General features: G+C 48.2%; 19 protein-coding genes and 2 pseudogenes. 9 read left to right on the top strand and 12 right to left on the bottom strand.

Going from position 1 to position 20,716, the window contains the following annotated elements:
- The first annotated feature begins 16 nt into the window (after positions 1 to 16).
- On the top strand, positions 17 to 376 hold the full coding sequence (locus RDY34_RS07575; RefSeq protein WP_003754830.1) for a fluoride efflux transporter CrcB: 360 nt from the start codon (positions 17 to 19) through the stop codon (positions 374 to 376).
- 654 nt (positions 377 to 1,030) lie between these two features.
- Here RDY34_RS07575 and RDY34_RS07570 read toward each other — a convergent pair.
- Positions 1,031 to 1,567, bottom strand: a complete 537-nt coding sequence (locus tag RDY34_RS07570) for an NUDIX hydrolase (RefSeq protein ID WP_003754827.1) — start codon at positions 1,565 to 1,567, stop codon at positions 1,031 to 1,033.
- A 33-nt stretch (positions 1,568 to 1,600) separates the two neighbouring features.
- On the bottom strand, positions 1,601 to 1,957 hold the full coding sequence (gene folB / locus RDY34_RS07565) for a dihydroneopterin aldolase (protein WP_002221051.1): 357 nt from the start codon (positions 1,955 to 1,957) through the stop codon (positions 1,601 to 1,603).
- Between the two features lie 55 nt (positions 1,958 to 2,012).
- Here folB and plsY point away from each other — a divergent pair, with 55 nt between their 5' ends.
- Complete coding sequence (gene plsY, locus RDY34_RS07560; RefSeq protein WP_308073703.1) at positions 2,013 to 2,615, top strand: glycerol-3-phosphate 1-O-acyltransferase PlsY; 603 nt, start codon at positions 2,013 to 2,015, stop codon at positions 2,613 to 2,615.
- 18 nt (positions 2,616 to 2,633) lie between these two features.
- On the opposite strand, the gene RDY34_RS07555 is transcribed toward plsY, so the two are convergent.
- Entirely contained in the window at positions 2,634 to 2,759 is a 126-nt protein-coding gene (locus RDY34_RS07555) for a hypothetical protein (RefSeq protein ID WP_304670825.1), read from the bottom strand.
- Here RDY34_RS07555 and RDY34_RS07550 point away from each other — a divergent pair.
- Together RDY34_RS07550 and RDY34_RS07545 are read left to right on the top strand one after the other, a co-directional pair.
- Complete coding sequence (locus RDY34_RS07550) at positions 2,703 to 3,548, top strand: 23S rRNA (adenine(2030)-N(6))-methyltransferase RlmJ (RefSeq protein WP_308073701.1); 846 nt, start codon at positions 2,703 to 2,705, stop codon at positions 3,546 to 3,548. The genes RDY34_RS07555 and RDY34_RS07550 overlap by 57 nt on opposite strands.
- A gap of 401 nt (positions 3,549 to 3,949) precedes the next feature.
- Positions 3,950 to 4,924, top strand: a complete 975-nt coding sequence (locus tag RDY34_RS07545) for a class 1 fructose-bisphosphatase (protein WP_308073700.1) — start codon at positions 3,950 to 3,952, stop codon at positions 4,922 to 4,924.
- A gap of 141 nt (positions 4,925 to 5,065) precedes the next feature.
- On the opposite strand, the gene RDY34_RS07540 is transcribed toward RDY34_RS07545, so the two are convergent.
- Positions 5,066 to 5,284 (bottom strand): HP1242/YdcH family protein, encoded by a 219-nt coding sequence (locus tag RDY34_RS07540; protein WP_003754814.1) that lies wholly within the window; start codon positions 5,282 to 5,284, stop codon positions 5,066 to 5,068.
- A 210-nt stretch (positions 5,285 to 5,494) separates the two neighbouring features.
- Here RDY34_RS07540 and glyA point away from each other — a divergent pair, with 210 nt between their 5' ends.
- Complete coding sequence (glyA, locus tag RDY34_RS07535) at positions 5,495 to 6,745, top strand: serine hydroxymethyltransferase (RefSeq protein WP_308075271.1); 1,251 nt, start codon at positions 5,495 to 5,497, stop codon at positions 6,743 to 6,745.
- 302 nt (positions 6,746 to 7,047) lie between these two features.
- On the opposite strand, the gene RDY34_RS07530 is transcribed toward glyA, so the two are convergent.
- The 6 genes and pseudogenes from RDY34_RS07530 to RDY34_RS07500 all read right to left on the bottom strand — a co-directional run bounded on the left by RDY34_RS07530 (position 7,048) and on the right by RDY34_RS07500 (position 11,582).
- Entirely contained in the window at positions 7,048 to 7,533 is a 486-nt protein-coding gene (locus RDY34_RS07530) for an immunity 42 family protein (protein ID WP_301005482.1), read from the bottom strand.
- Positions 7,509 to 8,476: pseudogene (locus tag RDY34_RS07525) on the bottom strand (two-partner secretion domain-containing protein); the annotation flags it as partial. The gene RDY34_RS07530 and the pseudogene RDY34_RS07525, both read right to left, overlap by 25 nt.
- A gap of 198 nt (positions 8,477 to 8,674) precedes the next feature.
- Positions 8,675 to 9,130 carry a hypothetical protein gene (locus RDY34_RS07515; RefSeq protein WP_308073698.1) on the bottom strand — a complete coding sequence of 152 codons (456 nt, stop codon included), beginning with the start codon at positions 9,128 to 9,130 and terminating at the stop codon, positions 8,675 to 8,677.
- Positions 9,131 to 9,205: 75 nt separating this feature from the next.
- On the bottom strand, positions 9,206 to 9,697 hold the full coding sequence (locus RDY34_RS07510) for a contact-dependent growth inhibition system immunity protein (RefSeq protein ID WP_308073697.1): 492 nt from the start codon (positions 9,695 to 9,697) through the stop codon (positions 9,206 to 9,208).
- A 202-nt stretch (positions 9,698 to 9,899) separates the two neighbouring features.
- Positions 9,900 to 10,928: an anthranilate phosphoribosyltransferase gene (gene trpD / locus RDY34_RS07505; protein ID WP_308184515.1), complete on the bottom strand. Its 1,029-nt coding sequence runs from the start codon at positions 10,926 to 10,928 to the stop codon at positions 9,900 to 9,902.
- A gap of 63 nt (positions 10,929 to 10,991) precedes the next feature.
- A complete protein-coding gene (locus RDY34_RS07500) occupies positions 10,992 to 11,582 on the bottom strand; it encodes an aminodeoxychorismate/anthranilate synthase component II (protein WP_308184514.1) in 591 nt (196 codons plus the stop codon).
- Between the two features lie 420 nt (positions 11,583 to 12,002).
- On the opposite strand from RDY34_RS07500, the gene znuD reads away from it, so the two are divergent.
- Positions 12,003 to 14,279, top strand: a complete 2,277-nt coding sequence (gene znuD / locus RDY34_RS07495) for a TonB-dependent zinc receptor ZnuD (protein ID WP_308184513.1) — start codon at positions 12,003 to 12,005, stop codon at positions 14,277 to 14,279.
- Between the two features lie 391 nt (positions 14,280 to 14,670).
- Here znuD and RDY34_RS07490 read toward each other — a convergent pair whose 3' ends face one another.
- Complete coding sequence (locus tag RDY34_RS07490) at positions 14,671 to 15,468, bottom strand: phosphatidylserine decarboxylase (protein WP_308074715.1); 798 nt, start codon at positions 15,466 to 15,468, stop codon at positions 14,671 to 14,673.
- A gap of 154 nt (positions 15,469 to 15,622) precedes the next feature.
- Here RDY34_RS07490 and uvrA point away from each other — a divergent pair, with 154 nt between their 5' ends.
- From uvrA to RDY34_RS07475, 3 genes are read left to right on the top strand one after another with little or no spacing between them, the layout of a single operon-like run.
- On the top strand, positions 15,623 to 18,484 hold the full coding sequence (gene uvrA, locus RDY34_RS07485; RefSeq protein WP_308074716.1) for an excinuclease ABC subunit UvrA: 2,862 nt from the start codon (positions 15,623 to 15,625) through the stop codon (positions 18,482 to 18,484).
- A 3-nt stretch (positions 18,485 to 18,487) separates the two neighbouring features.
- Complete coding sequence (locus RDY34_RS07480) at positions 18,488 to 19,660, top strand: DUF262 domain-containing protein (protein ID WP_003754771.1); 1,173 nt, start codon at positions 18,488 to 18,490, stop codon at positions 19,658 to 19,660.
- Positions 19,661 to 19,668: 8 nt separating this feature from the next.
- Positions 19,669 to 20,409: an MAE_28990/MAE_18760 family HEPN-like nuclease gene (locus tag RDY34_RS07475; protein WP_003754769.1), complete on the top strand. Its 741-nt coding sequence runs from the start codon at positions 19,669 to 19,671 to the stop codon at positions 20,407 to 20,409.
- 188 nt (positions 20,410 to 20,597) lie between these two features.
- Here RDY34_RS07475 and RDY34_RS07470 read toward each other — a convergent pair.
- Positions 20,598 to 20,716 (bottom strand): annotated as a pseudogene (locus RDY34_RS07470) (IS5/IS1182 family transposase); the annotation flags it as partial.

Raw genomic sequence — 20,716 nt, 5'->3', positions numbered from 1 at the left:
ATAGGCAGGCAAAACTATGCTTTCCAACATCATCCCCCTTTCCATCGGTGCAGCACTCGGTGCAACGGCGCGTTGGCTGCTCAACCTCGCCGTTCCCGCATCAATACCTCCGGCCACAGGCAACCTGTTTGCCAACTGGATAGGTGCTTTTCTTATCGGAATCTTTGCCGAAACCGTCAACCACCCACAATGGAAGCTGCTGCTGATCACCGGTTTTCTCGGCAGCCTGACCACGCTTTCCGGATTTTCTCTGGAAACCGTAACCCTGCTCCAATCGAATCGTCCTGCTTCAGCACTTGCCAATATTTTCCTACACACAGCAGGTTCGCTGCTGCTGACTTGGCTCGGGCTGAAGATAGGGACGGCAGTCAAATAATCGAAAAAATTGCTTCCTTTGGTTTTGACATAATCTATAACATTTAAATACTGCCTGTGCCAATTATAGTGGATTAACAAAAATCAGGACAAGGCGACGAAGCCGCAGACAGTACAGATAGTACGGAACCGATTCACTTGGTGCTTCAGCACCTTAGAGAATCATTCTCTTTGAGCTAAGGCGAGGCAACGCCGTACTGGTTTAAATTTAATCCACTATACCGTTCTCAAATTCAAATTGGGCTTTTAGGTCTATAACAAAAAAAGCCTTGGTAGGATAAACCTACCAAGGCTTTTTATTAAAAAAAACTCTCTATTACTGCGTCTAAAAATGCAAAAAAAGTAACCATCATAACCCTTTTGCCAAAATTAATATCATCTATTAATTCATCATGCCATGGATTAATAGATGATATATAAGAAAGAACCAATAAACTAATAAACCAGTAAAAAAAATTAGTAACAAAGATTTTCATTATTAACTATTCTTAAAAATGATCATGTTCGTTTGGGTAATTATCATCCCCTTTTCTCTCTTATTACTAAAGCACGAATGACTTTAAAGGACGCGCCCAGAGACAAGCCGAAAAGGCATATCTCATCCGCCAAACAAACTGCCCGCCAATCTACTCCGGCGGGCAGTTCCAACATCCTGTCAATCCTTCATCAACCAGTATTGCAAACCGATTAATGTTTTACCGTCTTTAATTTCATCGTTGGCAAGGGCTTGGCGGACTTCTTCCTTCGACATCAATACGGTTTCCGTAATCTCGTCTTCGTCATTGGCAAGCGTACTGCCCAAACGCACGCCTTCCGCCTCGAACAGATACATTTTTTCGTTGCAAAAACCGACCGCCGTATAAAAACTGTACAACAGGCGCACGCTGTCGGCGGTATAAGGCGTTTCTTCAGCCAGTTCTCGCAGCGCACACGCTGCCATATCCTCACCCGCCACATCCAGCTTGCCCGCAGGAAGTTCCAATGTCGCCTGATTTGCCGCATAACGCCACTGCCGCACCAAAACGACCTTTTCATCATCCGTTACCGCCAACACGCACGCCGCACCCGGATGACGGATGACGATACGCTGCCCTTCGTTACCGTTGGGCAGCCTGACCTTATCCTTGCTGATGCTGACGAAACCGCCCTCGTAAATGGTTTCGCCGCCTAATTTTACTTCCCTCAAATCCACTTCATATCTCCTTTCCGTTTCCTATTCTGCCGTTCAATCTTCACGCTTACCGCGCTCAATTTCCACTCCAACCTCGCGCACGCCTTCCAAAATACCCGGCTTGACGATTTTCACGCGTACCCACACCGCGCCGAAATATCCCAAAACCAAATCGGCAATATATTCCGCCAACGCTTCCAAAAGCAGGAAATCCTGTTCTTTCAGATGTCGGCGCAGCGTTTCGCATACCTCGGCATAATGTACCGTATTGGCAATATCGTCGTCCGAACCCGCTTTCTCGGGAACGCCGATGTCCAAATCGACAATCAGGGTCTGCAACCGTTCGCGCTCCCAGCCGTACACGCCGATAAGCGTATCCGCCTTCATGCCGTGCAAAAAGATTTTATCCATAATCCGCCCCGTTTTTTGCTAAAATAACCGCACCATTCTAAGTAAAGTACCGCAAATGTTCAACATACCGGCTGTTGCCGTTTCCTATCTGATCGGCTCACTTTCTTTTGCCGTCATCGTGTCCAAGTATTACGGCATGGACGACCCGCGCACCTACGGATCGGGCAATCCCGGCGCGACCAATGTTTTACGCAGCGGCAAAAAAAAGGCAGCCGCGCTGACGCTCTTGGGCGATGCTGCCAAAGGTTTGGTTGCCGTTTTGCTTGCACGCGTGTTTCAAGAACCGCTCAGTTTATCCGACAGCGCAATCGCTGCCGTCGCACTCGCCGCGCTGGTCGGGCATATGTGGCCGGTGTTTTTCGGATTTAAGGGCGGCAAAGGCGTGGCAACGGCATTGGGCGTGCTTTTGGCACTCTCTCCCGCAACTGCCTTGGTCTGCGCGTTGATTTGGCTTGTTATGGCATTCGGCTTCAAGGTGTCCTCCCTTGCTGCATTAACCGCCACAATCGCCGCCCCCCTTGCCGCACTGTTTTTTATGCCCCACCCTTCTTGGATTTGGGCGACGCTCCTTATCGCCCTGCTGGTGTTGTTCCGCCACAAAAGCAATATCAGCAACCTGCTTAAAGGCAAAGAAGGCAAAATCGGCGAAAAAAGCTGATTCGGCATTTGTTTTCCATTACGTCATGCCGTCTGAAACCATATTTCCGCGTTCAGACGGCATTTCCGCACAAACGGCTTTCATACCATGCTCAGTTACAGACACGCATTCCACGCCGGCAACCATGCCGATATGCTCAAACACTTCACCTTGTTTTTAGTGCTGCAATATTTCAACCGCAAAGACAAGCCCTACTGGTACATCGACACGCACGGCGGCGCGGGTTTGTACAATCTCGAAGGCAGCGAAGCGCAAAAAGTCGGCGAATACCGGCAAGGCATCGCCCTGCTCCGACAGGCGCAAAACCTGCCTGCCGAACTGTCTGACTTTGCTGCGCACATACAAAAAATCCTGCCCTCGCCCGAACTTTACTGCGGTTCTCCGTGGCTGGCGCAATCGCTGACCCGCGTCGGCGACAAATTGCGCCTGTTTGAGCTGCACCCCACCGACTTTGTCCATCTGAAAAACAATATGGACGAAGCAGGATTGAGCAAACGCGGACAAGTGTTGCGCGAAGACGGTTACAAAGGACTGATTTCCCTGCTGCCGCCCCCACCGCGCCGCGCTGTTATTCTCATCGACCCGCCCTATGAGGAAAAACAGGACTACCGGCGTGTAACGGAAACGCTGAAAGCCGCTTTAAAACGGTTTGAGTCCGGCTGTTATCTCATCTGGTATCCCTGTCTCAGCCGGGAAGAAAGCCGCAAGCTGCCCGAAGAATTGAAAAAACTCGTTCCCGACAACTACCTTCACGCCGAACTGCACGTCCACGCGCCGAAAACCGACGGTTTCGGTATGCACGGCAGCGGAATGTTCGTCATCAATCCGCCCTATCTGTTGGCGGAACAATTGGCGGCAAACCTCCCCGCCCTGACGCGGCTGCTGGCGCAAGATGAAGGCGCGCGCTACCTTTTGGACAGCAAAATCTGCTGACCCCGATGCCATCTGAAACAGCCCTTCAGACGGCATCTCCCGTCAAACAAACAAAACCGGACGATAGACCGGCAGCCGACACTTTTATAGTGGATTAACAAAAATCAGGACAAGGCGACGAAGCCGCAGACAGTACAAATAGTACGGAACCGATTCACTTGGTGCTTGAGCACCTTAGAGAATCGTTCTCTTTGAGCTAAGGCGAGGCAACGCTGTACTGGTTTAAATTTAATCTACTATAAGAATAAATATCCTTCATCCGCATACCGCGTTCCGACTTGCCCCATGCCGTTTTTTTCCACTACAATCCCACACAATATTTGGCGGAACGCGCCAAAGGAATACGCCGCAATAACCTGCCGCCTTTCAAACGGCACAAACCTTTCCGAAACGAGCAAACTATGGACACACTGACCCGATTCCTCCCCGAACACCTGCAACAAAACCAACTGCCCGAATCACTCGGCGGCGTTTTACTGTCTGTCGTTTCCGCCTGCACCGAAATCAACGCCAAAGTCCGCTTGGGCGCACTTGCCGGCGTATTGGGCATGGCAGGTACGGGCAATATTCAGGGCGAAGACCAGAAAAAACTGGATGTTATCGCCAACAACATTATGATTGATACACTCAAAGCCAACCCTGCCGTTGCCGGTTTGGCAAGCGAGGAAGAAGACACTTTCGTAAGTGCCGGTGAAAACGGACGCTATCTCGTCCTATTCGACCCTTTAGACGGATCGTCCAATATTGATGTCAACATTTCCGTCGGTACGATTTTCTCCATCCTTGAAAAACCCGAAGGCGCAGTGGCAACCGAATCATTCCTTCAAACGGGCAGACAGCAGCTTGCCGCTGGTTACGTTCTTTACGGGCCTCAAACCCAGCTCGTATTCACATTCGGACACGGCGTATATATGTTCACGCTCAATGCCGAAAACGAATTTGTGCTGACCAAAGAAAACCCGGAAGTACCCGAAAGTACCAAAGAATTTGCCATCAATATGTCCAACCGCCGCCACTGGCTGCCCCCCGTCCAACAATACATAGACGAACTCTTGGCAGGTGAAACCGGCACGCGCGGCAAAAACTACAATATGCGCTGGGTAGCCAGTATGGTTGCCGAAATCCACCGCATACTGATGCGCGGCGGCGTGTTCATGTATCCGCAAGACAAACGCGACCCCGCCAAACCCGGCAAACTGCGCCTGATGTACGAAGCCAACCCTATGAGCCTGATACTCGAACAGGCGGGCGCATCGGCAAGCAACGCATATCAAGCCATGCTCGACATACAGCCCGAAAACCTGCACCAACGCGTCGCCGTCTTCATGGGCAGCAGCGAAGAAGTCGCCTATCTCGACCGCCTGCACGCAAAATAGACGGACACCGTTCACACAAGCACACGGTGGCGGCAATCCGATACCGCCGCCGTTATTTCAAACAGCACAAGCCTTCCGGTCAAATAACAAAAATGCCGTCTGAAAACATTTCAGACGGCATTTCAAAAACTCAAACCCGAATTATTTGCCCGCTGCTTTTTGCAGAATGGCGTACAACTCGTCTTTCAGTTTCAATTTGGCTTTTTTCAGCTCATCAATGTTTTCCGCGCCGCTGGTAACCGGATTGTTGACCAGACCGGTAATTTTATCGTCCAGCTCGTTGTGTTCGTCGAACAGACGGGCAAAGTGGGAATCTTCCTGTTTCAATTTGGAAATCAAATCACGGTATTCTGGGAACATATCGCTTTCCTCTCTTGGTTTACGGTTAAAAAGTCAAACTGAATCTTTACATTAATTATAACAAAGATAATATTTTTATCCAGTGTTTTGTTACACACGGCAACACCGCCCGCAGAAAACCGCCCCACCGTCCGACAAAATCGTTGACAATCCTCCGCTTTGCGCATAAATTTTCAATACCTAACCCTGACCACACAAAGGAATCAAGAGATGTTTTCAAAAAGCGTAACCATCACCCAATATGATCCCGAACTGGCGGCCGCCATCGCCCAAGAAGACCAACGCCAGCAAGACCATGTCGAGCTGATTGCTTCAGAAAACTACGTCAGCTGCGCCGTAATGGAAGCCCAAGGTTCGCAATTGACCAACAAATACGCTGAAGGCTATCCGGGCAAACGCTACTACGGCGGCTGCGAATACGTTGATATTGTCGAACAATTAGCGATTGACCGCGCTAAAGAGTTGTTTGGCGCAGAATATGTCAACGTCCAACCGCACTCCGGCTCGCAAGCCAACCAAGCCGTATATGCTTCTGTTTTGAAACCGGGCGACACCATTTTGGGCATGTCTCTGGCACACGGCGGCCACTTGACCCACGGTGCAAGCGTTAACATCTCCGGCAAACTCTACAATGCCATTACTTATGGTTTGGATGAAAACGAAGTTCTCGATTATGCCGAAGTCGAACGCTTGGCGCTTGAACACAAACCCAAAATGATTGTAGCCGGCGCATCTGCCTACGCGCTGCAAATCGATTGGGCAAAATTCCGCGAAATCGCCGATAAAGTCGGTGCCTACCTCTTTGTCGACATGGCGCACTATGCCGGCCTGATTGCCGGTGGCGAATATCCCAACCCCGTACCATTCTGCGACTTCGTGACCACCACCACCCACAAAACCCTGCGCGGCCCTCGCGGCGGTGTGATTTTGTGCCGTGACAATACCCACGAAAAAGCGTTGAATTCCGCCATCTTCCCAAGCCTGCAAGGCGGCCCGTTGATGCACGTTATCGCTGCCAAAGCCGTAGCGTTTAAAGAAGCGTTGCAACCCGAGTTCAAACAATACGCGAAACAAGTGAAAACCAACGCAGCCGCTATGGCGGAAGAACTGGTGAAACGCGGTTTGCGCATCGTTTCCGGCCGTACCGAAAGCCACGTTTTCCTCGTCGATCTGCAACCGATGAAAATCACCGGCAAAGCCGCCGAAGCCGCTTTAGGTAAAGCGCACATCACCGTCAACAAAAACGCCATCCCGAATGATCCGGAAAAACCATTCGTTACCTCCGGCATCCGCATCGGCTCCGCCGCCATGACCACACGCGGCTTTAACGAAGCCGACGCACGCGTATTGGCGAACTTGGTTGCCGACGTATTAGCAAATCCCGACGACGAAGCGAATCTGGAAAACGTCCGCAAACAGATTACCGCCCTCTGCGACAAATACCCCGTTTACGGCGCGTAAGCCTTTTTAAAAACCGATGCCGTCTGAAACCTTTTCAGACGGCATTTACTTAAAATCCAAGCTATTAAAAGGAAGTGTCCGACAGTTTGGACGATTTCGTTTTTGTTTTCACCGTGTCCAAATGTCCTGCCTATTGCTTCGGAGGCATAGGGCGCAGCGGTATTAACTGCGCTTTGTAACCCACTGGCTCGGTAACGCTAAATAAAGGCCGTCTGAAACGGGTTCACGGTTTTCAGACGACCTCTTAGCTCAAACCTTGAGAAGCGCATACATGCGTTCCGCACACATGCTACTTGTTGAGTTTAGGTTTCATATGGGCTATGGTTTGCTGATTGGACTGAAATAAATTTGAATAACTCAACTATTATATTTCTATAATACTGCAAAGAAATTTCCTTCAGCTTAAAAGACCCTTCATGCAGAGAATAAAACAGCCTAAATTTATCCTCTACAATCTCACACATCATTCTTAAACCATAATCCCCCAGCTCCGAAAGATAACAATACATGATATTTTCTTCACTTTCCTCTTCTTTTTCAAAATCAATATCATGCAATGAAAAAATACTTCCAGGAAACTTTTTACATAACGCCTTATCTAAATTATCTTTTAAAGTCATTATTTCACTGTTTAACGTTAACACAGCCCCTTCCCCTGGATATGCTTTATCATTAATCCAGAATACAAGGGGACCCATGCAATAATCTCCATCTCTAATTAATATGTCTGTTTGTACGAAAAAATCTGGTTTATTTCCAAAAATCATTTTAAAACCTTTTCTTTCCAACCTAAATTTCTTAAATCAAATTTAACCTTATTGTTTAATTTTAATGGATTATTGACATCACCCGTACTTCCATTCCAGTGCCATTGATTATTATGATCCCCTGAAAATCGATGAATATTTCCATATTCGTCTTTTGAAAATCGAACTGTCGGAGATGATGGTATTGGTTTAGACTTTATAAATAAGTCAAGTGAATTCTTCGGTCCTTTGCCGGCTTTTGGATTCCAACCTGAAACGCCTGGAGTGTGTTTTGAGTTCGATTTATAAGCAACAACTTCATTATCAAACTTAATTTTTACAGTTTCAGGTACAGGTACAGAAGACCTACCCACCTGCCCTTTAGATGCCCCCAAATCATTCTTTTGATGACTCTTCGACGCCAACGCCGTATCCGGAATCCTGCCCCCCTTCGCAACATTGCCGTTTACAGGGATACGGATATTCCCCGCACCCACCAATAAGGGATCGCTGCCGGTAACGGTCTGCTTGATGTTTTTCAGGTTGCGGATGCCTGCACGAACTGCTGCATTTACCCTTGGGTTCGGGATGACAAAGCCCGTCAGGATGTCGGCAACGTTCAGTGCAAACTCTTCGTTTTTCCGCTCTTCCTGCCTGATTTTGGTGTTTTTCGTCCCGCTGTGCAACCAGGTCAGGTGCGGTATTCGGGTTTGTCCTGTCGGCGGTATTCCTCAAACAGTTTCGGATCATTATAGGCTTGCGGATTTCTTGCGCCGTAGTTGCGCTAGTCACAAGTATAACCCGAGGCTTTGTCTTCGCCTTTCATTCCGATAAGGGATATGACGCTTTGGGCGGTATAGCCGGCTTGGGAACCTTTGTCCACCCAACGCAGTATCTGCCTGCGGATTCTCATTGCCGCTTCTTGGCTGCTGATTTTTCTGCCTTCGCGTTTTTCAACTTCGCGCTTGAGGGCTTCGGCATATTTGCCGAACTACGGTTGATTGGACAGTTTCAATTTATAAGGTGATGTAGGTTGCTTTTGTCTGATTGCTGTGGCGATTTGTTAAAAGAAGGCCGTCTGAAACGTATTTGTTGTTTCAAACGACCTTTTAGCTCAAACCTTGAGAACCGCATGCGTGCATTCCTCACACATGCTACTTATTGAGTTTAGGTTTCATATGGGCTACGGCTTGCTTTCCAAATATGCTTTTATTTCATACATTAGATTATTTATATTAGGGGAAACTACATTTCCTGTTTTTTCTATTACAAATAGACAATTATATTTTATTGCCCAATCAATGGTTTTCTGAATAAATTGAATATAATCAAATCTTAAATCAAGTTCACACTCTATATCATCTGGCCAAACGGTAAGACTATTACCAAAATTATCACAAAACATAATTGCGTCTTTATCCCAAGACTCTTTCAATTTAAGCTGTTTTTTTGCTTCATTTATTATTGATGATAATATAATATCATTATCGATAAAGTAATTTTCAAAACTTTTATTCTCATTAAAATTCTGAAAATTATTAGATCGATACTCATCAAGTATAATATCTTTATTTGCATTAAATTTATTTCTGATAGCAGCTGATGGTATGAGGTAGTACCGATAATTCCAAATTGCCATTTTTTATTTACTCCTATATTTATTTATTATCTAATGAAACCAATTCCCGGCTTTCAGACGACCTTTTGCCAAATATTATCGGCAGCGGCTCAATGCCAACTTTAAACCTGCTCCGATTTCTTCAGGGCTGTTATCCAATGATAAAATTACATCGTCTGCATCAATGGCATCCCACGCTTCCAGCTTGACATGGCGGCTCGGGCTGATTTTCAGGCAGCCGTTGTGCAGCCAAATATCCCCGCTCATCATGTTTTTAAATAGGGCGCGTCTGGTTTTATAGCCTAAGTTCCCGCATAGCTTGGCAACCCAATCCTCATAACGTGGTTTAAAACTTTCCTGTTTTAAAAAATCAATACGTTCAGCTTCGTTGTCTAACGTCCTGCTATTTGCCAACGCTTGCAAGACCGCCGTGCCTAAAGTTTCATTGTCGGTATCCAATGGCAGGATATGGGGGGGATATAGGTGGTCTAGAGCATATCTCCCAAATCCTGACCATGTTTGAATAATCAAGGCTCTTTCATTTGCCTTATAGCCAGCCCAATAATCTTGTTCTTGATTGAAAGTCATTTATTCGATCTCCGTAATTTTGACTGTAATGTTTTGACTTTTGCCATACTCTACCACACGTTGCAACTGCAATCTTTGCTCCTTTACAGCCCCAAAAGTTTTTATATAAATAAATTGCCTTCTTCATTCTTTTAACCCTGAAACACAAATGCCGTCTGAAATTTTCAGACGGCATTTGTTGCTTTATATTCATTCTGCCTGCTTAGGCAAATTGCCGTGTAAAACCGACAAACTCCTCTTTTTTCGATTTTGCCCTACCTGAATCGATGGCTTCCCGTGCGGCAGATATGCCGTCTGAAAGCGAAGCAGCGATATTTCCGGCATATAGGGCGGCGGCGGTATTAAGCAATACGATATCGCGTGCCGCCCCTTCTCTTCCTTCCAGCACCTCGTTCATTTTCAACAAAGATTCCTGAGTATTGGCAACTTTGATTTCATCCAAATTGCGGTGGGTTTCGATACCGAAATCTTCTGGGCGGATGTCGTATTCGCTGATTTTTCCGTCTTTGAGTTCGGCAACGCGCGTTTTGCCCGTCAGTGTAATTTCATCCAAACCGCCCTCCCCGCAAACAACCAAAACGTGTTTGGAGCCGAGCTGTTGCAATACTCTGGAAAGGATGCCGCACAAATCGGTGTGGAACACGCCCAAAAGTTGGTTCGGCGCGCTCGCAGGATTGGTTAACGGACCCAATATGTTGAAAATACTTCGGAAACCAAGCGAACGGCGTACCGGGGCGACATAGCGCATGGCACTGTGGTGATTGGGTGCGAACATAAACCCGATGCCGGTCTGCCTGATACTTTGGGCAATCTGTTCGGGAGTCAGGTTGAGGTTTGCGCCCATTTGCTCCATCACGTCAGCCGCACCGCTGGAGGAAGAGACCGACCGGCCTCCGTGTTTGGCAACCTTCGCGCCTGCCGCTGCGGCAACAAACATCGAAGTCGTCGAAATATTAAAGGTTTTCGCGCCATCCCCACCCGTACCGACGATATCGACCAGCCCGTCCGCATCCTCCAGCGGCACTTTTGTCGCAAACTCGCGCATCACGGCGGCGGCGGCGGTGATCTCGGAAACGGTTTCAACCTTGATACGCAATCCTGTCAAAATGGCCGCTATCTGCTCCGGCGGAACCTGTCCACTCATAATCTGACGCATCAAGTCGGTCATTTCATCGTAAAACAACCCGTTATTGCTGATTAATCGTTCGATAGCCTGTTGCGGTGTAATCATTTTTTGTCCTCCGTTCAATATTCGGACGAAAATGCCGTCTGAAGGGCTTCAGACGGCATCACGTCAGATTTTTTGCGGTTTGAAGTTTTGAAATTCGATTAAAAAATTGTTCAACATATCATGTCCGTGTTCGGTCAAGAGGGCTTCGGGGTGGAACTGCACGCCCTCAACAGCATATTCCTTATGGCGCACACCCATAATCTCGCCGTCGTCAGTCCAAGCCGTTACTTCCAAACATTCGGGCATCGTATTCCGATCGATAACGAGGCTGTGATAACGCGTACAGGTAACCGGATTGGGCAAATCTTTAAACATACCCTTACCCGAATGGGACACAGGCGACACCTTGCCGTGCATCAAGGTTTTTGCCCGTACCACATCTCCGCCGAACGCTTCGCCTATCGTCTGATGCCCGAGGCACACGCCCATAATCGGCAGCCTGCCGGCAAAATGGCGCATGGCTTCTACTGAAATCCCTGCCTCCTTAGGGGAACACGGTCCGGGGCCGATTACAAGATATTGCGGCTTTAAGGCTTCGATTTCTTCCAATGTAATATCATCGTTACGGCGCACGACAACTTCCTGCCCCAATTCTGTAAAATACTGGACGATGTTGTAAGTAAAACTGTCGTAATTGTCGATAAACAAAAGCATTTTATGATTAACCTATTGATTTATAATTTGTTTATTATTAACTGTATTTCCGATACCCACATCCATACCCCTTATATCTTAGCGTGCCCGATGCGCCCTCGTGAATCTGGCGCAGAGCCTCGCGTTCTGACGAGTACGCCATTTTGCCACCTTTTCGACCGTTCGGGAACGTACCGTTTTTATGCACTCATAAATTTTGGTTATCCCGCAGCCGAACATAGTGGGCAAACATAGCGGAATCTGCGTCAACATCAACCGCGCCCCCGAATGACGGCGGATACAAATGGACACCGCCCGATGCCGCAACCGTGTCATTTGAAAAACTTTTGCCTATGCCCTCTGAGTGTTCTCAAAATCTTATGATATAAAAAATGTAATGTTATATAATAACAAACTTTTGAAATGCGAAGAGAAGTCAAAATGGCACAAACCACACTCAAACCCATTGTTTTATCAATTATTTTAATCAACACGCCCCTACTCGCCCAAGCGCATGAAACTGAACAATCGGTGGGCTTGGAAACGGTCAGCGTCGTCGGCAAAAGCCGTCCGCGCGCCACTTCGGGGCTGCTGCACACTTCGACCGCCTCCGACAAAATCATCTCCGGCGATACCTTGCGCCAAAAAGCCGTCAACTTGGGCGACGCTTTGGACGGCGTACCGGGCATCCACGCTTCGCAATACGGCGGCGGCGCGTCCGCTCCCATCATTCGCGGTCAAACGGGTAGGCGGATTAAAGTGTTGAACCATCACGGCGAAACAGGCGATATGGCGGATTTTTCACCCGATCACGCTATTATGGTAGATACCGCCTTGTCGCAACAGGTTGAAATCCTGCGCGGGCCGGTTACGCTTTTATATAGTTCGGGCAATGTGGCGGGGCTGGTCGATGTTGCCGATGGCAAAATCCCCGAAAAAATGCCTGAAAACGGCGTATCGGGAGAACTCGGATTGCGTTTGAGCAGCGGTAATTTGGAAAAACTCACGTCCGGCGGCATCAATATCGGTCTGGGCAAAAACTTCGTGTTGCACACGGAAGGGCTGTACCGCAAATCGGGCGATTACGCCGTACCGCGTTACCGCAATCTGAAACGCCTGCCCGACAGCCACGCCGATTCGCAAACGGGCAGCATCGGGCTGTCTTGGGTTGGCGAAAAAGGCTTTATCGGCGTGGCGTACAGCGACCGTCGCGACCAATACGGCCTGCCTGCCCACAGCCACGAATACGATGATTGCCACGCCGACATCATCTGGCAAAAGAGCTTGATTAACAAACGCTATTTACAGCTTTATCCGCACCTGTTGACCGAAGAAGACATCGATTACGACAATCCGGGCTTGAGCTGCGGCTTCCACGACGACGATAATGCACACGCACACACCCACAGCGGCAGACCGTGGATAGACCTGCGCAACAAACGCTACGAACTCCGTGCCGAATGGAAGCAACCGTTCCCCGGTTTTGAAGCCCTGCGCGTACACTTGAACCGCAACGACTACCGCCACGACGAAAAAGCAGGCGATGCGGTCGAAAACTTTTTTAACAACCAAACGCAAAACGCCCGCATCGAGTTGCGCCACCAACCCATAGGCCGTCTGAAAGGCAGCTGGGGCGTGCAATATTTACAACAAAAATCCAGTGCTTTATCTGCCACATCCGAAGCGGTCAAACAACCGATGTTGATTGACAACAATGTGCGCCATTACAGCTTTTTCGGTGTAGAACAGGCAAACTGGGACAACTTCACGCTTGAAGGCGGCGTACGCGTGGAAAAACAAAAAGCCTCCATCCGGTACGACAAAGCATTGATTGATCGGGAAAACTACTACAACCAGCCCCTGCCCGACCTCGGCGCGCACCGCCAAACCGCACGATCGTTCGCACTTTCGGGCAACTGGTATTTCACGCCACAACACAAACTCAGCCTGACCGCCTCTCATCAGGAACGCCTGCCGTCAACGCAAGAGCTGTACGCACACGGCAAACACGTTGCCACCAACACCTTTGAAGTCGGCAACAAACACCTCAACAAAGAGCGTTCCAACAATATCGAACTCGCACTGGGCTACGAAGGCGACCGCTGGCAATACAATCTGGCACTCTACCGCAACCGCTTCGGCAACTACATTTACGCCCAAACCTTAAACGACGGACGCGGCCCCAAATCCATCGAAGACGACAGCGAAATGAAGCTCGTGCGCTACAACCAATCCGGCGCCGACTTCTACGGTGCGGAAGGCGAAATCTACTTCAAACCGACACCGCGCTACCGCATCGGCGTTTCCGGCGACTATGTACGAGGCCGTCTGAAAAACCTGCCATCCCTACCCGGTAGGGAAGATGCTTACGGCAAGCGTCCCTTCATCGCACAAGCCGACCAAAACGCGCCGCGCGTTCCGGCTGCGCGCCTCGGCGTTCACCTGAAAGCCTCGCTGACCGACCGTATCGATGCCAATTTGGACTACTACCGCGTGTTCGCCCAAAACAAACTCGCCCGCTACGAAACGCGTACGCCCGGACACCATATGCTCAACCTCGGCGCAAACTACCGCCGCAATACGCGCTATGGCGAGTGGAATTGGTACGTCAAAGCCGACAACCTGCTCAACCAATCCGTTTACGCCCACAGCAGCTTCCTCTCTGATACGCCGCAAATGGGCCGCAGCTTTACCGGCGGCGTGAACGTGAAGTTTTAAAATCGGACAGGCAAACAAAAAAGGTTTTCAGACGGCATTCTGAAAACCTTTTTTCTTTTTAATCAATTTTTTAGGAAATATGGCAAAGACAAAGAACAAACCACTATGCCATCATTCCCATTTTTTTTGTTTCATCATTCTTGCTTTCACGCCGTCATTCTCACAAAAGCAGAAAAATCAAAAGCAAAAACCCAAGATCCCATCATTCCCACGCAGGCGGGAATCCAATTCATTCGGTTTCAGCCGTTTCCGATAGATCACTGTAACGTTAAGTTCCCGGATTCCCATTTTCGTGAACATAACGGTGTGAACATTAGCAAAAATTCAAAAAACCAAACTTCCTCATTCGTGTGAATGATGGTACTGATATTTTCTATTTCAGTTCGCAAAATTAATCTTTCAACACATCTTGCACAGCCGTCTGAATCTTAGCCGCCGCCGCTTCAATTTGCCGTTGTTCGGCAGATGGGTTTGCCGCTGTTTCAACCGGAGCAGTTTGTAAAGCAGGCTCAGATTCAGGCTCAGATTCAGTTTGCGGCGCAGTCAGCGGCAAACGCGCCAATACAGTGCTGACGCCGGTAACTTTATCGCCAATCGCCACTTGCGCCTGCGCATCGACAGGCAGATACATATCCACGCGCGAACCAAAGCGGATAAAGCCATAGCGTTCGCCGCGGGACAGTTTCGCACCTGCTTGGGTGTAACACAAAATACGGCGCGCCACCAAACCGGCCACTTGAACAAAAGTAATTTCACGACCAGAAGCCGTAGTCGCCAAAACCGCATTACGTTCATTTTCCGTGCTGGCCTTATCCAAATCCGCATTCACGAATTTACCTTTGTTATAGACCACTTTCGTTACCGTACAATCGGCAGGCGATTTTTGCGAATGCACGTTGAACACGTTCATAAAAATACTGATTTTCAAAGCATCAACATCACGATACGGATCGCGTGCGCGCTCGACCACCACGATACGGCCGTCAACAGGGCTCAACACCGCTTCAGGATTTTGCGGAATCTCACGCGCAGGATCGCGGAAAAACTGTAGGGCAAATACAGTAAACACCCAAAACGGCAAAGACCACCAGCCGCAGCACATCGACACCGGCAGGCTCAAAGCCAAACCGCCGCCAATAATCGGCCAGCCCTCACGGGCGATAATCGGGTGGGGGTAAAGACGGTTCATTTGTCATCCTTTTGTTCAAGCGGGTTAAAATTGCCGACATTATAGCGGAATCTGCCGCGTTCCGCCGACAAATGCCGTCTGAACGCAGCTTCAGACGGCATCCGAGAAAGTGCTACAATATCGGTTTTCCTTTATTTTTCAGGCGGCATCCATTATGTGCAACCATCATCCCCAACATTCGCACGACAACGACACCATCCGCATCCGCGGCGCGCGTACGCATAATTTGAAAAACGTCGATTTGGACATTCCGCGCCACAAACTCGTGGTGGTAACGGGGCTGTCGGGCAGTGGCAAGTCGTCGCTGGCGTTTGACACGCTGTATGCCGAAGGGCAGCGGCGTTATGTCGAGAGCCTTTCCGCCTATGCGCGGCAGTTTTTGCAGATGATGGACAAACCCGACGTCGATTTGATCGAGGGTCTGTCGCCCGCGATTTCCATCGAGCAGAAATCCACCAGCCACAATCCGCGTTCCACCGTCGGCACGGTTACGGAAATCCACGATTACCTGCGCCTTTTGTACGCACGCGTCGGCACGCCGTATTGCCCCGAACATAATCTGCCGTTGTCGAGCCAGACCGTATCGCAGATGGTCGATGCCGTCTTGAAACTGCCGGAAGACACGCGCGTGATGATTCTGGCACCGGCGGTGCGCGAGCGTAAGGGCGAGTTTGTCGATTTCTTTGCCGACTTGCAGGCGCAGGGCTTTGCGCGGGTGCGCGTGGACGGCGAGGTCTATCAGCTGGACGAAGTGCCGAAGCTGGAAAAAAACATCAAACACAATATCGACGTGGTCATCGACCGCGTGAAAGTGAAGGCGGACGTCAAACAACGACTGGCAGAAAGCTTTGAAACTGCATTACGCCACGGCAACGAGCGCGCACTGGCGATGGAGATGGACAGCGGCGAAGAACATTGGTTTTCCGCGCGTTTTGCCTGCCCCGTATGTTCGTACAGCCTGCCCGAATTAGAGCCGCGCCTGTTTTCCTTCAACAACCCTATGGGTTCCTGCCCGACTTGCGACGGCTTGGGCAACACCAACTTCTTCGACCCCGAAAAAGTGGTCGCCCACCCCGAATTGTCATTGGCAACGGGCGCGATTGACGGCTGGGACAAGCGCAACCAGTTCTATTTCCAAATGATTCAGTCGCTGGCGCGGCATTACGGTTTCGATGTGCAGGCTGCTTGGGAAACGCTACCTGAAAAAGTGAAAAAAGTCGTGTTGCACGGCTCGGGCAAGGAAGTCATTAATTTTACTTACCTGTCCGAACGCGGCACTACCTTCAACCGCAGCCACGCCTTCGAAGGCATCATCCCCAATCTCGAACGCCGCTACCGCGAAACCGACAGCGAAACCGTGCGCGAAAAGCTGCGCGAATACCAAAACCACCGCGCCTGCCCGAGCTGCGGCGGCGCACGTTTGCGCAAAGAAGCCCGCTACGTTTACGTCAGCGGCGAACCGTTGCATGAAATCTCCGCATGGCCGCTGACCAAAACCCACCAATTCTTTGAAACGCTGGATTTGGACGGCAACAAAAAACAAATCGCCGAAAAAATCCTCAAAGAAATCACCGAGCGGCTCGGCTTCCTGATTAACGTCGGGCTGGATTACCTGAATCTCTCCCGCTCCGCCGAAACCCTTTCCGGCGGCGAAGCCCAACGCATCCGCCTCGCCAGCCAAATCGGCAGCGGTCTGACCGGCGTGATGTACGTTTTGGACGAACCCTCCATCGGCCTGCACCAGCGCGACAACGACCGCCTGCTCGCCACCCTCAAACGCCTGCGCGATTTGGGCAACAGCGTGATTGTGGTCGAACACGACGAAGACGCCATCCGCGAAGCCGATTTCGTCGTCGATATGGGCCCGGGCGCAGGCGAACACGGCGGCAACGTACTGATTGCCGACACGCCTGAAAACGTCGCCAAATGCGAAAACTCCGTTACCGGACAATACCTCAGCGGCAAAAAATCCATCGCCGTGCCGTCTGAACGCACGCCAGTCAATCCCGACCGAATGCTCATCCTCAAAGGCGCGCGCGGCAACAACCTCAAAAACGTTACCCTCGAATTGCCGCTCGGTTTGATTACCTGCATCACCGGCGTATCCGGCAGCGGCAAATCCACCCTGATTAACGACACCCTCGCCAAAATCACCGCCCGCGAGCTCAACCGCGCCCAAGAAGAACCCGCCCCATACAACGACATCCACGGCCTCGAACACCTCGACAAAGTCATCAACGTCGACCAATCCCCCATCGGCCGCACCCCGCGCTCCAACCCCGCCACCTACACCGGTCTGTTCACCCCCATCCGCGAACTCTTCGCCGGTGTACCCCTCTCGCGCGAACGCGGCTACAACGTCGGCAGATTCTCCTTCAACGTCAAAGGCGGCCGCTGCGAAGCCTGCCAAGGCGACGGCGTCATCAAAGTCGAAATGCACTTCCTGCCCGACGTGTACGTCCCCTGCGAAGTCTGCCACGGCAAACGCTACAACCGCGAAACCCTCGAAATCCAATACAAAGGCAAAAACATCAGCCAAGTCCTCGACATGACCGTCGAAGAAGCCCGCGAATTTTTCGACGCCGTCCCCACCGTATCGCGCAAACTGCAAACCCTCATGGACGTAGGCCTCGGCTACATCCGCCTCGGCCAGTCCGCCACCACCCTCTCCGGCGGCGAAGCCCAACGCGTCAAACTCGCCCTAGAGCTATCCAAACGCGACACCGGCAGAACGCTCTATATCCTCGACGAACCCACCACCGGTCTGCACTTCGCCGACATTGCCCTGCTGCTGGAAGTAATCGGTCGTCTGAAAGGCAAAGGCAACTCAATCGTGATTATCGAGCATAATCTTGACGTTATAAAAACGGCTGATTATATTGTGGACTTAGGGCCGGAAGGTGGTGATGGCGGGGGGAGGATTATTGCCTCAGGTAGCCCCGAGAAAGTGGCGAAAATGACAAGTATTAGCTATACTGCTAAATATCTTAAACAAATTGTACAGAAAAAGGATTAAGCAATGGATGATAAGCAAGTTTCATTAGAACAACAAATTGAACAAAAACGTAAAGAAATTTATACCGACTCTTATCCCATGTCTATTGGTGAAATTATTAACCTGTACCAAGACGGTGAATTAGATATACATCCCGAATTCCAGCGTACATATCGCTGGTCTATTACCCAGAAAAGTAAATTAATTGAATCCATCCTTTTAGGTATCCCTTTACCATCTTTTTTTGTTGCTCAAAGAGATGATGGTGTTTGGGATGTTGTAGACGGTTTACAACGCTTATCGACCATTTTTTCATTTTTAGGTATTTACAAAAATGAAAAAGGGGAGTTGGAAAAACCATTACAATTAATAGGTACTAAATATTTACCAGCTTTAGAGAATATATATTGGGATTCCTCAATTATCCCAGATAGTACATCTTTATTCCCTGAATCCAGCTCTCTTACCAAGAAATTACAGATGGCTTTCAAAAGAGAGAAAATTGATATTAAAATCATTAAAAAGGAAAGCGATAGTAATACAAAATATGAACTATTCCAAAGGTTAAATACTTTTGGTAGTTCACTATCAAGCCAAGAAGTCCGTAACTGTATGCTAATTATGATAGATCCAACGGTTTTTTCTTGGATAAGAGCTTTAGCAGATGATCAAAATTTTAGAGAAACTCTTACGTTAACAGATAGACAGCTTTCTGAAGAATATCATACTGAACTAGTATTACGATTTCTCATTTTAAAGAACACACCAAACATTACTTCTTCTATGCTTGAAGATGTAGGTAACTTTTTAACATCTGAGATGATTAATATGTTTACTCCAGAAAATAACTCTTCAGAAAGCTTTAAGCGTTTTGATTTTGTTTCAGAAAAAGATATTTTTTGTAAAACTTTTGCATTACTTAATAGAGCACTATCTGAAAACTCATTTAAACGATATGAAAACGGTAAGTATCTAGGAGCATTTTCTTTATCTATTTATGAAATATTAAGTATAGGACTATCAAAACATTTAGGGAATTATGATATAAACAATAATGATGACATAAAGAAAATACAAGAAATTTCTATGCTTTTACCAACGAATGACACATTTAGGGAGGCTAGTGGCTCAGGAACTAGAGCCAGCAGACGATTACCTCAATTTATTGAATTAGCAGATAAACTATTTGAAAAGTAGTAATTTAAATGGATATTGAGCAAGAACTTCTTAATGACATAACCGAAAAAGCAAATAAATTATTAGATAAAATTGATAAGCAATTTAGCAGGAGAAAGAAAGAAATTACTGATATTTTTTCATATACTTACAATCAGCCTGAAGGCATTAGAAACATTCATAATAAAATGATCCATTGTTTATTATATTCTCACTGGGAAGGGTTAATTAAAGATGTAATGCTTCTATTTTTTAGGTTTTTGCGAAAAAGTAGACTACGATTTAATCAGCTAAAACCTAATTTTCATATCTGTGCTGCATTAAACCAATTTCATAGTTTTAATGGATCATATGCGTTAAGTGTAAATTATATTCGCAAATATTTTGATAACTCATTAAATTTAAATGATTTATTTAATTGCAACTTAGATACTTTTTGCAATACTAAATCAAATTTAAATTCTGAGGTTTTAGAAGAAATCTGTTACAAGCTAGGAATATCTACTAAAAATTTCGAAACAAAATTTAATTTTATAGATCAGACTTTATTAAGCACAAGAAATGCGATTGCTCATGGAGAAGAAAGGATAATTGCTTCTCATGATTTAGGGGAAACAAAAAATATGTGTCTTCAATTAATGGAAAGTTTTTGTGATGAATTAAGAGAAATGATTATAAATTTAACTTTCCTAGATGTAGCAAGCCGTAGTCTGTATAGTCACCCACATACCCTACCGATGAATCACTCGGACTTCAAAACCAAAGCGTAGGGTGTGTGCGGTACGCACGCGGTTGCTTGATTGCCGGCTTGAGACCTTTGCAAAATTCCTTTCCCTCCCGACAGCCGAAACCCAAACACAGGTTTTCGGCTGTTTTCTCCCCAAATACCTCCTAATTTTACCCAAATATCCCCTTAATCCTCCCCGGATACCCGATAATCAGGCATCCGGGTCGCCTTTTAGGCAGCAACAGGCACACTTAGCCTGTTAGTCGCTTTCAACAGGTTTAAACACATCGCCTTCAGATGACTTTGCGCACTCACTTTGAGCAAACCAAAATAGGCTGCCCGGGCGTAGC

Source organism: Neisseria polysaccharea (genome assembly GCF_963392925.1).
GTDB classification, from domain to species: Bacteria; Pseudomonadota; Gammaproteobacteria; order Burkholderiales; family Neisseriaceae; genus Neisseria; species Neisseria polysaccharea.
This window is presented reverse-complemented; position numbering and strand designations above follow the sequence as displayed.